The 14097-nt window shown below is 67.8% G+C and carries 12 protein-coding genes; 2 read left to right on the top strand and 10 right to left on the bottom strand.

Annotation, left to right across the window (positions count from 1 at the left end; genetic code table 11):
* Positions 1-15 precede the first annotated feature (15 nt).
* The 9 genes from dacB to coxB form a co-directional block, all read right to left on the bottom strand.
* Positions 16-1689, bottom strand: a complete 1674-nt coding sequence (dacB, locus tag LW840_RS05050) for a D-alanyl-D-alanine carboxypeptidase/D-alanyl-D-alanine-endopeptidase (protein WP_291263476.1) — start codon at positions 1687-1689, stop codon at positions 16-18.
* Positions 1690-1693: 4 nt separating this feature from the next.
* Positions 1694-2977: a hypothetical protein gene (locus LW840_RS05055; RefSeq protein WP_291266300.1), complete on the bottom strand. Its 1284-nt coding sequence runs from the start codon at positions 2975-2977 to the stop codon at positions 1694-1696.
* Positions 2887-3498: a hypothetical protein gene (locus LW840_RS05060; RefSeq protein WP_291266301.1), complete on the bottom strand. Its 612-nt coding sequence runs from the start codon at positions 3496-3498 to the stop codon at positions 2887-2889. Before LW840_RS05060 ends, LW840_RS05055 begins: the two co-directional genes overlap by 91 nt.
* A gap of 88 nt (positions 3499-3586) precedes the next feature.
* Positions 3587-4147, bottom strand: a complete 561-nt coding sequence (locus tag LW840_RS05065) for a hypothetical protein (RefSeq protein ID WP_291263479.1) — start codon at positions 4145-4147, stop codon at positions 3587-3589.
* On the bottom strand, positions 4144-5046 hold the full coding sequence (locus LW840_RS05070; RefSeq protein ID WP_291266303.1) for a cytochrome c oxidase assembly protein: 903 nt from the start codon (positions 5044-5046) through the stop codon (positions 4144-4146). Before LW840_RS05070 ends, LW840_RS05065 begins: the two co-directional genes overlap by 4 nt.
* A gap of 264 nt (positions 5047-5310) precedes the next feature.
* Positions 5311-5643, bottom strand: coding sequence for a cytochrome C oxidase subunit IV family protein (locus tag LW840_RS05075; RefSeq protein ID WP_291263481.1), 333 nt, complete (start codon positions 5641-5643; stop codon positions 5311-5313).
* 4 nt (positions 5644-5647) lie between these two features.
* On the bottom strand, positions 5648-6340 hold the full coding sequence (locus tag LW840_RS05080; protein ID WP_291263482.1) for a cytochrome c oxidase subunit 3: 693 nt from the start codon (positions 6338-6340) through the stop codon (positions 5648-5650).
* Between the two features lies 1 nt (position 6341).
* Complete coding sequence (gene ctaD, locus LW840_RS05085) at positions 6342-8225, bottom strand: cytochrome c oxidase subunit I (RefSeq protein WP_291263483.1); 1884 nt, start codon at positions 8223-8225, stop codon at positions 6342-6344.
* A gap of 38 nt (positions 8226-8263) precedes the next feature.
* Positions 8264-9589, bottom strand: a complete 1326-nt coding sequence (coxB, locus tag LW840_RS05090; protein WP_291276533.1) for a cytochrome c oxidase subunit II — start codon at positions 9587-9589, stop codon at positions 8264-8266.
* Between the two features lie 472 nt (positions 9590-10061).
* On the opposite strand from coxB, the gene LW840_RS05095 reads away from it, so the two are divergent.
* Positions 10062-11144, top strand: a complete 1083-nt coding sequence (locus LW840_RS05095; protein WP_291276534.1) for a branched-chain amino acid ABC transporter substrate-binding protein — start codon at positions 10062-10064, stop codon at positions 11142-11144.
* The gene (locus LW840_RS05100; RefSeq protein ID WP_291266306.1) at positions 11141-12856 is read left to right on the top strand and encodes a methyl-accepting chemotaxis protein; all 1716 of its coding nucleotides are present in this window, start codon (positions 11141-11143) and stop codon (positions 12854-12856) included. Before LW840_RS05095 ends, LW840_RS05100 begins: the two co-directional genes overlap by 4 nt.
* A 60-nt stretch (positions 12857-12916) precedes the next feature.
* Here LW840_RS05100 and LW840_RS05105 read toward each other — a convergent pair whose 3' ends face one another.
* Positions 12917-14065, bottom strand: a complete 1149-nt coding sequence (locus tag LW840_RS05105) for a saccharopine dehydrogenase C-terminal domain-containing protein (protein ID WP_291266307.1) — start codon at positions 14063-14065, stop codon at positions 12917-12919.
* Positions 14066-14097 lie beyond the last annotated feature (32 nt).

The following is a 14097-nucleotide window of genomic DNA, read 5'->3' on the forward strand; positions in this document are numbered from 1 at the left end:
CGCGAGTGCGCGGCGTCAGTCACGGGTGAAGGCCGCCAGCGTCGGACCCATCGCGTCGATGGTCTCGCGGGCATGCCACCGATCCCTGCCGTTGTAGAGAAACGCAAAGGCCAGGATCTCACCGTTCTCGGCGGTGACGTAGCCGGAGAGGCCAATGACCTCGTTGGTGGTGCCGGTCTTGGCGTGCAGGTTGCCCTGCGCGGGCGTGGCGCGCATGCGATGGCGCAGCAGTTCCGACTCCCCCGCCACCGGCAACGAGGCGTGGAAGGCGCTGCCCCACGGGGCGCGATGCGCATGATCGAGCAGCTGCACCAGAGCGCGCGGGGTGACCCGGTCGAGCACCGACAGGCCACTGCCGTCGGTCGCCGTCACGGCATCCGGCGCGGTACCCACCTGGCGCGTGAGAAAGTCGCGCAACGTGAACCCGGCCGTCTCGGCAGAGCCCACCGCACGTCGCTCAGGGCCGCGAGCGGCGTTGCGATACAGGAGCTCGGCGAAGATGTTGATGCTCTCGCGGTTCATCACACTCACGAGCCGCGCCAGGGGTGGTGACGGAAGACTCGTGATGAGTCCTGCCTGCTCCGGCGTGCGCCCGCTCCGCAGTCCCCCATCGACGCGTACGCCCTGCGCCAGCAGAGCCGCCTTGAACGCGCCAGCCGTGAAGGTCACCGGGTCCCCCACGACCAGCTGATAGCGCGCCGTGCCCGCCCGGGCGCCCACGGTACCGCTGACCACCACGCGATCGTCGCCCACGCGGCGGGCGCTGATGCGGGTTCCACTGCCGGCCACCGTGCGCACGGTATTGGTGATCGTCAGGCCGTGCGTCTCGGGCTCGAGAAACACGGACGCCATGCTCCCCGCCTTTCCCGGTGTGACCCCGACGATCACGATATTCTCGTTGAGCGACAGTGCGGAAAACGGCGCGGCATAGCCGGCACCGGCGTATCGCGACAACCAGCCTTCCGGGATCCGGCGGCTTTCGAGGCCGCTGGCATCGGCGATCACGTCGCCCGTGACGTGCTTGATGCCGGCACCGGCGACCAGTTGGGCCAGCAGCGTCATGGAGGCCCCCGGTCCACCGCGCACGAAGCGCGGCGACAGCGACGGATCGCCGTCACCACGCAGCACGAGATTGCCCCGCAGGGTCCCGTCGGCGGTGACGGTCCCATCGCGCAGCACATCGGTGCTGAACGTGTGCTCAGCGCCGAGCCGGTCGAGCGCGATGGCGGCGGTGAACAGCTTCATCGTGCTCGCCGGCACGAGCCGCGTGCCGGCGCCATGGGCGAACAGCGTGTCGCCGCGCGTGAGGCTCACCACCATGGCGCCCCAGTCGCCATGGCGGGTGCGGCTGCCAAGCAAGGTGGCCAGGTCGGCGGTGAGGGCACCTGTCCCGCGCGGCGTCGTGTGGCGCAGGACCGGCACCACGGGGACCCGGGCGCGCCGCGCCGACTTGCCGGTCGCCCGTTTGGAGCGACCGCTGGGCGTCTTCTTGCTGGCCTTGCGCGGCGGCTGGCGTGTTCGCGCCTGAGCGGGTGAGGCCGGTGCCGCCAGCGCCGAAAACACCGGCGCGGAGGGCATCGCCTCGAGCGTGCGTCCGGATACGGTGGGCACCACCAGCACCAAGGCCAGCAGCAGTCCGCCGGTCGTGCGTCGCGACCGACGGACGAGCGAGCGTACACAACGGATCATGACTTCACACCTTGAGGACGAAACCGCGCTTCGCCGCACCGCGCAGGACGAGGTACCAGAACGCCACGAAGGCGACGGCGTACGCGAACGACGCTTCCCGCGGCGGAAGCCACGAGGCGAACGCCGTGTGGAATACAAACCCCTGAGCCGACATGCGCGTTCCGTCGCCCGTGTCCCACGTCCAGATGGAGGCCAGACCGCGCGCCATGAGCCCCGAGCCGAGGAAGGCCAGCATCGGGTTGATGCCGTAGACGAGGAAGGGCGATGTCCAGTGCCGCCACTGCCGCACCTCGATGAGCCAGATGCAGGTGGCGAGCGTGACCGACGCCATGCCGGCGGTGAACACCACGTACGAACTGCTCCAGATGTTCTTGTTGATGGGGAACACCCAGTGCCACATCGCGCCGATCATCATGGCGAGTGCGCCCACGGCGAACAACCCCGCGAGGCGTTCGGTCAATGACCGCGCGCTCATGCCGATCCATTTGCCGGCGAAGGTGCCACAGATCACGGTGCCAACCGCGGGCAGCGTGCTGAGGATGCCCTCGGGATCCCAGGTCTTGCCACCGCTCCAGAGATGCGCGGTGCCCAGCAGCTGCCGATCGAGCCACGCACTGAGCAGCTGGTCGGGCTGGTCGAGCACGTGGCGACCGGCCACGCCGGTATCGGGTACCGGCACCAGCGTCATCAGCGCCCAATACCCCAGGAGTATGGCGGCAAGCAGGACGACCTGCTGTCGGATGGTCGTCCGCCAGGTGAGCAGCCCGCCCAGCAGATACGCGATGCCGATGCGCTGCAACACTCCCATGATGCGCCAGTGTTCGACGCGGTGCCCCACGCGTTCGAGGAAGGTCGCCCCCTCGAGGGCGGGCGGCCACGTGAAGAACGGGAAGCCCGAGAGCAGGAAGCCGAAGAGGAAGATCAGGGCGCCGCGGCGGAACAGCTGGCGGAGAATGGCGCGCTCATCGTCGCCCCGCGCGCGGCGCGCGCGCAGGGAGAGTTCGGTCGTGATGCCGACGATGAAAAGAAAGAACGGAAAGATGAGGTCGGTGGGTGTCCAACCGTGCCATGGCGCGTGCTGCAATGGCGGATAGATGGCCGACCACGACCCGGGATTGTTCACCAGCAGCATGCCGGCCACGGTCATGCCGCGGAAGACATCGAGCGAGGGCAGCCGCTCGGCCTTCACGTTGGCGGTCACGTACGGGGCGCGGCCGCGGTGGGCGCCGCGGTGGGCGCCGCGGTCGGCGGCACCGCCGCCTTCGGGATTGACGCGGGCAGACGCCACCCCGTGGAATCGCAACGCACGGCGATCGCTCGTACCGGAGCCACCCGGCCTTCGAACGCGCCACCCACGTAATGGCCACCAAGCGTGACGGTCACGGTCTGGCCGTTGTCCGTCTCCGCCCTGCCCTTGTACACGACGAGCATGGTGGTGTAGGGACCGGCGACCTCGAGCCTGGCGCGGACCTGCGCCTGATTCTTCGGATTGTCGTTGTAGTAGTACGTCGGGCCCGTGTCCTGGAGCGACCGGAAGCCGTCTTCCGGCAACGCGGAGTCCGTGCCGAAGGCACTCAGAAACCGCTGCGGGCGCGGATCGGCCGTGGTGATGTAGTGGAGCACGGCGACACGCAGCGCCGTGGTGTCGCGGCCGGCGCACGGGGACTGGGCGGTGGCCGCGGTGGCGGTGCGCTGGCGGCCCGTATCGCGGGCGTTCGCCCCCCCATCGCCGCAGGCGCCCAGGAGCAGCGCCGCGACAGGCGGGCTCTGCACGAGCCACCGGGAAAGAACGGGACGAAAGGACGTCATGTCGGAGTGTCGCGAAAGTGGGCCACGTTGTCGAGGGCGGAAACGGAAGTCCTGTTCCGCGCGGTACCGCGCTGCCCGGACGAGCGCGTCAATCCCAGCTGCTGTCCAGTTGATCCTGCAGCGCGGCCAGGGCGTGTGCCCACCGCTCGTGCAGGACGCGCTCGTCGGTGCCAGCCGGCAGGCCGGTGAGTTCCACGCTCACGGTGCAGCGGGCGTTGCCCTGCCGCGTGACCGTGATCGCCACCAGCGTCCCGTCGGGAAAGGCGAGCCGGATGAAGCGTGGGGCCAGCAGGCTGACGACACGATAGAGCGACTGCGGCGCCCACCCGCGACGATCGGGGTCGTTGATGGCCCGGATGACGGCGCTGGCGGGCACATTGAGCGTGCGTTGCACGGTCACCGCGCTGCGCGCCGCCGTCTGAGGAGCGGCAGCGGGGGGTGCTGCGCCCCGAGCGGGCGGGAGCGTGTCCCGGCTGGAGCGGCCGCCGAACTGTTGCTTGGAGGCGCCGCGTGGCGGACGTGCGCCGGTCGCCTGCCCGTCGCCACGTGGCGTGCCGCCGGTGGGCTTTCCGCCGCGCGCCGGCGCACCGCTGCGTCCGCCGGGGCGCCCACCACGGCGTCCGCCGCCGCCCTGCTTGCCGCCCTTCATGACGACGCCGTGGGCACCCACCCCACCTGCGCACTGGCTTCCGTGTCCTCGCCGCGATGGGACCACTTGAAGAAGACGACCGTCATGACGGCATAGAAGAAGACACCACCGGGAATCCACATGATGAGCCCCCCGTACTGCTGGTCCTGCATGGGGGTGATGCCCAGGATGCGCGGCGCCGCCGCGTAGGCGGGATACAGCAGCGTATCGGCCATCGCGATGTAGATCGAGATGATCGACATGGGGATGACCATGAGGAAGCAGTACAGCATCTGCGCCGGATACGCCGCGCGGGGCAGCTCCGGCAACGGCGACATGAGTGGCCACCACATGAGCACCGACGCGGCGATGAACATGAGGTGCTGCGCGATGTGCACGCCGTGGGTGGCCAGCGCGAGGTTGTAGAGGGGCGGCAGATGCCAGAACGCCAGCACCACATTGAAGATCACGAAGCACCAGGTGATGCCGGTGAGCTTGCGGGCCGCCACGAAGAGCGCGGGGCGGCGCAGCAAAGGCCGCAGCATCCACCCGGGGGTGCCCGCGATCATGAGCGGCGGCACGACCAGGGTCAGGAGGAGGTGCTGCACCATGTGGCCGCTGAACAGGTAGAAGTCGCTCAGATCGTGCAGCGGCCCGTTCAACGTGAGGAAGAGCAGCGCCAGCGACGTGAAGTACGCCAGTCGCTGCGCGGGCGTGGGGCCCTGTGGCGCCGCGGCCATGTCGAGCTGCCCCGCATCCGCCGTGGCGGCATTCACGGTGACCGGCACGCGGTCCGCTGCCGACGGACCCTGTTTCGCGCGCCAGATGTAGGCGGCGGCGAAGATCGCGATACCGATGGTCGTGCTCGGGTGAACCGAGAACTCGGACAGCGAGAGACGGGCGACGGGATGCAGCAGCATACGGGGAATCTAGCGGAGTACTGCGAGAGGGGAGACCCGAGCGGGGAGATGGAGAGTTGAGACGGTGAGGCGGAGAGTCGAGCCGGGATCGCGGTGAGAGTGGAGTGGTCTCGCGGTGAGCGTCGAGGGGGAAAGCGGAAAGGGGCGCCCGAGGGCGCCCCTTTCAACTCTCACTGCGAGAACCCTCGTGCTCACTGCGATCCGGGCTCAACTCCCAGCCTCTCAGCCTCGCAACTCTCGAGGCTCAGCTCTCAGTTCTGCTGGTCAGGTGAGGAGGCCGAGCCGGATCACCAGCTTGCTGAACAGGAACAGCAGCCCGATCAGCGTGAGCCCCGCCACCATGAGCGGGCCCGAAAAGAGCGCCTTGAACAGCTTGTGGTCGTACTTGAGGTGCATGTAGTACGCGACCACGAGGAAGAACTTGACCGCCGACATGGTCAGCATGCTCGGCACGTAGATCGCGCTCTCTTCCCACGGCTTGTAATAGTAGGCCGACACCTCGGCGATCGTGATGACCGTGAGGATCAGCGCGATGATGCCGTACGTGGCGGGGCCCGGATGCTCGTGGGCGTGTGCGTCGGAATGGCTGGCCATCATCGCCTCACTTGATCAGGTAGATGAGCGGGAAGATCACGATCCACACCACGTCGACGAAGTGCCAGTAGAGCGCCGAGATGTCGACCAGCAGGGCATCCTTGGGCTCGAGGCCGCGCTTGTAGTCGATCGCGAGCAACGTGAACAGCCAGAGCACCCCCACGGTCACGTGCGCACCGTGGAAGCCGGTGAGCGTGAAGAAGCTCGAGCCGAACAGGTTGGTGCGAATGGTGAGCCCTTCGTGCACGAACGAGGTGAACTCGTAGGCCTGGAACATGAGGAAGATCGTGCCGAGCAGCGCCGTGGCCCACAGCCACAGCTTCGACGACCCCTTGATCTTGTCCCACGTGGTGATCTTGGGCTGATGCTTGGTCTGCACGGCGTTGAGCGCCATCACCATGGCCACCGACGACATGAGCAGCACGAAGGTGGAAGCGCTCGTGACCGGGATGTCGAGAATGGGCTTCATGACTTCGCCCGTCGAGGGATTCGTCCACGCCTCGTGCGGATACGGCCCCTGCGGACTGCGTCCCTTGTACACGAGGTAGGTGGAGATCAGCGAGGCGAAGAGCATGCATTCGGACCCGATGAAGGTCCAAATGGCGATCTTGCGGTTGTCGAGGCCCAGCGAGGTGTGGTGGTGACCGCCGCCATGGGCGTGGCCATCACCATGGGCGAGGGGAGCAGTAGTCGCAGTCATCTCAGTGGTGATCCTCGAGCGGCGTCAGCAGCCACTTGTAGAGCGAGCCGACCCACCAGACGGTGCCGAGCAGCATGATGCCGACACCGGTGGCCGTACTCTTTTCCAGGAACATGAGGCCGCAGAACATCACGAGGATGCCTGCCGCGGTGATGAGGGGCCAGATCGACGGGTTGGGCATGGTGATGCCCAGCTCCTGCGACGTGGGGATGTGGCGCCCCCGCTCTTCCGCGTAGGTCGTCTCGTGCACCAGTTCCGCGCCTTCCTTCTGGTTCCACATCGGATAGCGCGACTTGATCTGCGGCAGCTCGGCGAAGTTGTAGTCGGGCGGCGGCGAGGGAATGGACCACTCGATGGTGGCGGCCCCCCACGGGTTGCTCGACGCCATCTCGCCGCCCTTCCAGCTCTTCCAGATGTTGATGAGCCCGAAGAGCGTGCCGATCATGAGGATCAGCGTGCCGACGGTGGACATCATGTTGAAGAGCTCGAAGCCCTGCCCCGCATCGTACTGGTAGTAGCGACGCGGCATGCCGAGGAGCCCGCTGAAATGCATCGGGAAGAACGTGAGGTTCATGCCGATGAGCGAGATCCAGAAGTGCCAGTTGCCGAGCTTCTCCGAGAGGAAGCGGCCCGTGATCTTGGGGAAGTAGTAGTACGTGCCGGCGAAGATGCCGAAGACCGAACCGCCGTAGAGCACATAATGGAAGTGCGCCACGATGAAATAGGTGTCGGTCTGCTGCAGGTCGGCCGGGGGCGAGGAGTGCATGACGCCCGAGATGCCGCCGATGGTGAAGAGCCCCACGAGCGCGACGGCGAACTTCATGGCCACCGTGAAGCGGATCTGGCCGCCCCACATCGTGGCCATCCAGTTGAAGATCTTCACGCCGGTGGGAATGGCGATGAGCATCGTCGCCAGCGAGAACACCGAGTCGGCGATCGGCCCCATGCCCACGGAGAACATGTGGTGGGCCCACACGCCGAAGCCGAGGAAGCCGATGAGGATCCCCGAGTACACCATGACCGGGTAGCCGAAGAGCGGCTTGCGCGAGAACGTCGGCAGGACCTCCGACACGAGGCCGAAGGCGGGCAGAATGAGGATGTAGACCTCAGGGTGCCCGAACACCCAGAACAGGTGCTGCCAGAGGAGCGGGTCAGCGCCCTTGGCGATGGTGTAGAAGTTCGTGCCGAAGAAGCGGTCGAACTGCAGGAAGACGAGGGCGACGGTGATCACCGGGAACGCCAGCACCACCAGGAACTGCACCACGAACGACATCCACGTGAAGATCGGCATGCGCATGAGCGTCATGCCGGGCGCCCGCATGTTGATGATCGTGGTGATGAAGTTGAAGCCGGCGGCGAGCGACGAGATGCCGAGGATCTGCAACCCCAGCACCCAGAAGTCCATGTTGATCTGCGGCGAGTACGCCTTCGTGCTCAGCGGCGCGTAGCCGAACCAGCCGCCATCGGGCGCGACCGAGAAGAAGATCGGCACCGTGATGAAGATGCCGCCGAGCAGGTAGATCCAGTACGAGAACGCATTGAGGCGCGGAAACGCCACGTCTCGCGCCCCGACCTGCAGCGGGATGAGGAAATTGAAGAAGGCCGCCGAAAGCGGCATGACGGCGAGGAAGATCATCGTCGTGCCGTGCATCGTGAACAGCTGGTTGTACATGTCGGCAGATACGAGCGTGCCGTTGGGTACCGCCAGTTGCGCCCGGATGACGGCGGCCTCGAGGCCGCCGACGACGAAGAAGAACAGCCCCGTGATGAGATAGAGCGCCCCGATGCGCTTGTGGTCCACCGTGGTGAGCCACGACCACAGCCCGGTATCAGCGGGTGCGGCCTTGGCCTGGGTGTACGGGGGCGCGGCAGCGATGGTAGCCATCGTGTCGAAAGTCAGTCAGCGTGAGTCGGTGACGGCGTCTACTTGAGCGCCTGCAGGTACGCCACGATATCCGCGATGTCGGCGTCGGTCAGCCCGCCAACGTTCACGACCATCTTCGTCTTCGGATCGGTAAGTCCCTTGCCGAGCGTCGGCATGAGGCTGCCGGGCTTCAGCGCCGGCGCGTTCTTGATCCAGTAGGCGAGATGCTTCGCGTCGTTCGGATAGAGACCACCGGCGATCGTGTAGCGCGTCCCGACGTGCGTCAGGTTCGGGCCCACGGCCGCCATGTTGAACGGCGTGCCCGCAATCGCGTGACAGCCGATGCAGCTCGACTTGTTGTACAGATCCTTGCCCCGGGCCGCATCGCCCTTGGCCAGCAGCGACTCGTCGAAACGCTCACTGACCGGGATCTTCGCCGTGGGGATCGTGTACGCGAACTCCTTCTCGAGCTTTTCGCGCGGGAAGGCCCACACCGGCACCGGGGCCGGCGCCGCGGCCGCCATGCCGGTATCGGCGGGCATGGCGCCCTGCGCCGACGCCAGCAGCATCGGTGCCGCCCCCGTACCCGACGGGACCGGCGCCACACCGGACGGGACCGGTGCCGCCGGCGGCGCCGCCACGGCCGGGAAGATCGCCGGCTGCTTCTGGTGCGCGGCCCACTGATCGAATTCCGCCGGGGTGACCGTGTACAGGCGGAACTTCATGTTCGCGTGCGACGGCCCGCAGAACTCGGCGCAGAACCCGTTCCACGCCGACGTGGGCAGGTCCTTGTTGGGCGTAAACCAGAGGTAATTGGTCCGGTTCGAGATCAGGTCGCGCTTGCCGCCCATCTGGGGAATCCAGAAGGAATGCAGCACATCGACCGTCTTGAGCTGGAAATTGACCGTGCGCCCATTCGGCAGGTACAGCTCATTGGCCGTCGTGATGCCGAGCTGCGGATACTTGAACTCCCACCACCACTGATGGCCGATCACTTCGACCTGCAGGGCATCGGGCGCCGCCTTCGCCTGCGTCTTGAAGATCGTGCGCACCGTGGGGATGGCGATGAAGATCAGAATGACGGCCGGAATGGCCGTCCACGTGATCTCCAGCGCGGTGTTGCCATGCACCTGCTTCGGCGTCGCGCCGCCGGGGCGGCGACGGAAGCGGAAGATGGTGTAGACGAGGGCAGCCTCAACGCCGACGAAGACAATCGTGCCCCAGAACAGGAGCTTGTCCCACAACGCGTCGATGTCCGCGTTGAAGTCGGTGTTGTGATTGAACGTCGAGTTCGGATACTCGCCGCCGCAGGCTGCGAGCCCGAGGGCCAGAGCGCCCAGCAGCGCAGCGGAAGCCAGCCGCCGCGGGCGGAACGTGCCAACCATGCCTGTTCCTGAGGGAGTGTGGGATCCGTCCGCCCCGTGCGCGGGGTGGAAACCCGGCACGAGGCAGAAGGTGGGGTGGTGGGACTGCTGTGCGAAGCTAAACCGGCGTTTCAAAACCTCGCAAGCAAGTCCCTCCGGGTTTTCGGGGATTCTCGGACTTTTCTTGAGCTCGTAACCATTGAACACACTTTTCACTGGTTTTTCAGTCCGAAAGCGGTCCTAACGACCGGGTCAGAAATGCCGCGAATCCGCCGCGCGGGGTGACGTTTCGTGGCCGTCAGCCAGTCGTCTTTCCCACGTGATCAACACTGCCGCTCCGGCCTCCGTCACTCCGGCAATCGCAGCCCTTCCCGTGCGCCCGCGCGGCCGCAGCCAAGCTCGACTGTTGGCCGCGTTGACATGGGGCGGATCGCTGCTCGTGCCCGCGCTGACCGGATGCCGACGCGACGAGCAGGCCGCCGCATCATCCACCGTGGCGATCGGTGTCGGCGCCATTCCGGGTGCGCCCAATTACGCGCAGGTCGTGCACGGCGTCGAGCTGGCCGTGGCGCGGCTCAACGAGACCGCCGGTGGGCCCCGCTTCCGCGTGCGCCTTCCCGACAGCAGTGCCAGCAGCGCCGTCCAGGTCGCCCAGCAACTCCGCAACGACCCCGCCGTCATTGCCGTCGTGGGCCACCCGGAGAGCGGGAGTACCCTCGAGGCAATCCCGATCTACGCCGACGCGGAACATGACGGCGCCAACGGCGTGGTGGCCGTCTCGCCAACCTCCTCGTCGCCACGCCTGAGCGGCATCAGCCCGTGGTTCTTCCGGGTTGCACCGTCGGATGCGGACGCCGCCGGCTTTACCGCACGCTGGGTCCTCGACTCACTGCGTGCGCGGCGCGCCGCCATCGTGTACCGCAACGACTCGTACGGCCGTGACTGGGCGGAGACGTTCGCCGCCGGCTTCGTGCGGGGGGGCGGTCAGGTGCTGTCGCGCAATCCCTATCTCACCGGCATCGTGGAGTGGGACGCCTACGCGGCGCTGCTGGCCGCCGAACAGCCCGATGTGCTGCTCTTCCCCGGCGATGGAGCCGATGCCCTGGCGCTGCGGCGGGCGCTGCGGGTCCGCGGTGTGCGCGTTCCCTTCGTTGGCGGCGACGGCGCCGAAGGGATGAAGGCCGATCCCGAGGCGGCGGGGGCCTACTACGTCGCCTTCTTCGACGAGCGCCACGCCTCGAGTGCGGAGGCGGCGGCGTTCATTCCTGCCTACCGCGGACGACACGGGCGGGCCCCGGACATGTTCGCGGCGCTGTCGTATGACGCGGCCATGGTCATCGGGCGTACCGTGGCCGCCGGCGCGCGCACCCGCGCCGCCCTGCGCCTGGCGCTGTCCCGCATCGGCAACGGCGCCCCCTCGGTGGACGGCGTCGCCGGTCGCATCGCCTTCGAGGAGGACCACGACATCAAGGGCCGCACGGTGGTCGTCACCCGCATACCCGGAGTCGCGCCGCTCGACGACGAAATGACCGTGCCCGGTGCGGCTGCCCCGCCGGCGACACGAGGGCGTCGATGAACGCCGTGTGGCGTCTCACCACGATCCGCGCGCGACTCGTGGCCGGCTTCGGGATCTCCATCACGCTGCTGCTCGCCGCCGGCCTGCTGGGGTGGTACGGACTCTCGCGCAGCAATCGGGACGCCGAACAGACGGTGCGCGCGCTCGCGGAACGCTCCGAGTTCATCGAGCGCACCACGAACACCGTGCTGCGCGAACTGGTGGCGGGGCTGCGCTATCTCAGCACCGGCCGCAGCGACGATGAGCAGGGCTACCGGGGTCTCGTGGCCCAGGCGGAGCAGCTGCGCACGGACATCCTGGGACGCGGCGCGCTCGCCGCCGCAGAACGCCGTCACCTCGAGCGCCTCGGTCAGCTGCAGGCCGCCCTCGAAGTCCGCATCGCCGTCACGCGCGCGTGGCAGGTCGCCGGCAACGCGGCGGGCGCCGAGCGCGTGCTGGCGCAAACGACGCGCGACATCGAGCTCATCGAAGACGAACTGCAGGCGCTGCGCAACGGGGCACGCCAGAGCGCCGATGCCAGCATGGAGCGCATGCGCCATGCCCTGTTCACGTCGGAGGCGAGCCTCGTGGTGGTGGTCGCCCTGGCCTTCGGCGTGGCCGCCTTCTTCGGCCTGTCCACGGCCCGGGCCGTCGCCGATCCGCTCGTCCAGCTGCGCGACGAGATGATGGCCATTGGCGCCGGCGACCTGCGTGATCCCGCCGTCGACCTGCGGCATGGTGGCGTGGCGCAGGAGTACGCCGAACTCATCGACGCCATGCAGCAGGCGCGTGAGCGGCTGCGCCTGCTGCTTTCGCGCGTGCAGGAGGAGGCCGACCAGGTCACCCTCGCCGCTAGTGAGCTCTCCGCATCGGCCGCGTCGGCGGCCGCGTCATCGCAGCATGTCACCACGGCGGTCATGGACATCTCCCACGGCGCCGGCGTGCAGCTGTCGGCGCTCAAGCACGCCGGCGAAACGGTGAAGGCGCTGGCGGAGGCCGGGGCCACGATTGGCGAGGCGGCAGACGAAACCAATCGGGTGGGGCGCGAGATCCGCACCACCACCAACAGCGCCCGCGACCAGGTGCAGGTGGCCGTGGATACGTTGTTCAACGCGCGTGAAGTCGTGGCGGCCTCGCGTCAGGAGATGACTTCCCTGCGCGATGCCACGGGCGTCATCGACGATTTCGTGAGCGTCATTTCCGAGATCGCGACGCAGACCAACCTGCTGGCGCTCAACGCGGCCATCGAGGCGGCACGCGCCGGCAGCGCCGGACGCGGCTTCGCGGTGGTGGCGCAGGAGGTGCGCGCCCTCGCGGAACAGAGCGCCAACGCGGCGAACGAAGTCACCGAGAACGTGAAGCGCTTCCGGGCGCGCATTGCGAGTGCGTCGAGCGCCGTGGAGTCGGGTGCGACGCGGCTCAAGGATGTGGAGACCGTCGCCGAAGCCGTGGGCAGCGCCCTGGCGCGCATCGAGCACGCCGTGGCGCAGGTGGATGGCGCCACGGCGCGCGTGGTGAACGCCGTGGAGACCAACCGACAGTCGCTCGGGCAAGTGCAGCGATCACTCACGTCGGCACGCGATACCGCCGAAGGACACGCGGCCGCCGCCGAACAGGTGGCCGCCAGCACCGAGCAGACCTCGGCGTCCGCGCAGCAAGTCAGTGCGACCGCCGAGCTGCTGCAGACGGCCTCCTTGAGAGTCCGCGGACTCACCACTGAGTTCCGTGTCTGAGACCTGAGCCGTCAGCCGTACGAGCCGACCGAGAGCCTTGCACCGCCGCCACGCTCCAGCTCACCGTGCCACACGCACCTCTCGTACAACGATGCCGCGGCGCCCGAGCATGTCGAAGTACGGCGCCGCCGGAATGCACTCGTCCGGCGTGTGCACGCCGGCCGCGATCGCCCCGCCGGCCTGCAGCTGCCCCGTGATGGACAGGGTGTAGCCCGTCGTCCGCATCATGGCCGAGAGGCCATGCTCGGCGTCGTAGCGGTCGACCACCTCCCACGCGCGGCTCAGACGCTGCCCCTGCGATGTCCCGGTCGCCACCACCCGCAGCGCAACGAGATCGGGCTTCCCGCGGCGCAGCTGGTCGCCGGCCACCTTCACGAACACGTCGCGCGGGGCCACCGTCGTGCCCTTCACGTTCACCGGGGTGGTGCCAAGCAACCCGAGATCACGAATGGCGGCCATGATGGCCGCGTGCCCGGGGTAGCGCAGCGTCTTGTACTCCATCACGGGAATGCGGCCGGCGTAGCGATAGACCATGGTGGAAAGCCCGCCAGCGGTGTGAAACGCCTCGAGCGTCCCGATCTCGCCGGCGAAATCCACCGACTCCAGCTCGGAAAGCGCCGTGACGGTGGTGGGCTGCCCGTCGCGGACGACCAGCGAGGGGGTGGTGTAGTAGTCCACCATGCCCTCGATCGAGTAGGCGATCTGGTATCCCAACGGGGGCTCGGGATGCTGCGGCAGCCCGCCCACGAACATCTTGACCGATTCCACCGTCTCGAACTGATCAATCGCATGCTGCGCGATCACGTTCACCATGCCGGGGGCCAGCCCGGTGTCGGGGACCACGCTCACGCCACGGGCGACGGCGGCGTCGTGCAGCTGGCGCTGCTCCTGCACGATCTGGGTATTGCCCCCGAGATCGGTGAAGTGCACGCCGGCCTCGACGGCCAGACGGGCGAGTGCGGCGTTGAAGTAGTACGGGATGGCGCTCATGACCGCGTCGCACCGGCTGAACGCCTCGCGCACGGCGGCCTCATCACGCACGTCCAGCACGACCGGCATCAGTCGTGAATCGGCCGACCGTTGCAGAAAGGGCGGCAGGGCGGCACCCTGCATATCGGCGAGCTGCACCGAGGTGACGGCGGGTTCACGCAGCAGATCGAAGGCACAGGCGGAGCCTTGCAGCCCGGCGCCGAGCACCAGCATTCGCATCGGGATTACTCCAGTGGGGATTATCCGGGGAG

Origin of the sequence: Gemmatimonas sp. (genome assembly GCF_021298855.1) — a bacterium.
Classification (GTDB): domain Bacteria; phylum Gemmatimonadota; class Gemmatimonadetes; order Gemmatimonadales; family Gemmatimonadaceae; genus Gemmatimonas.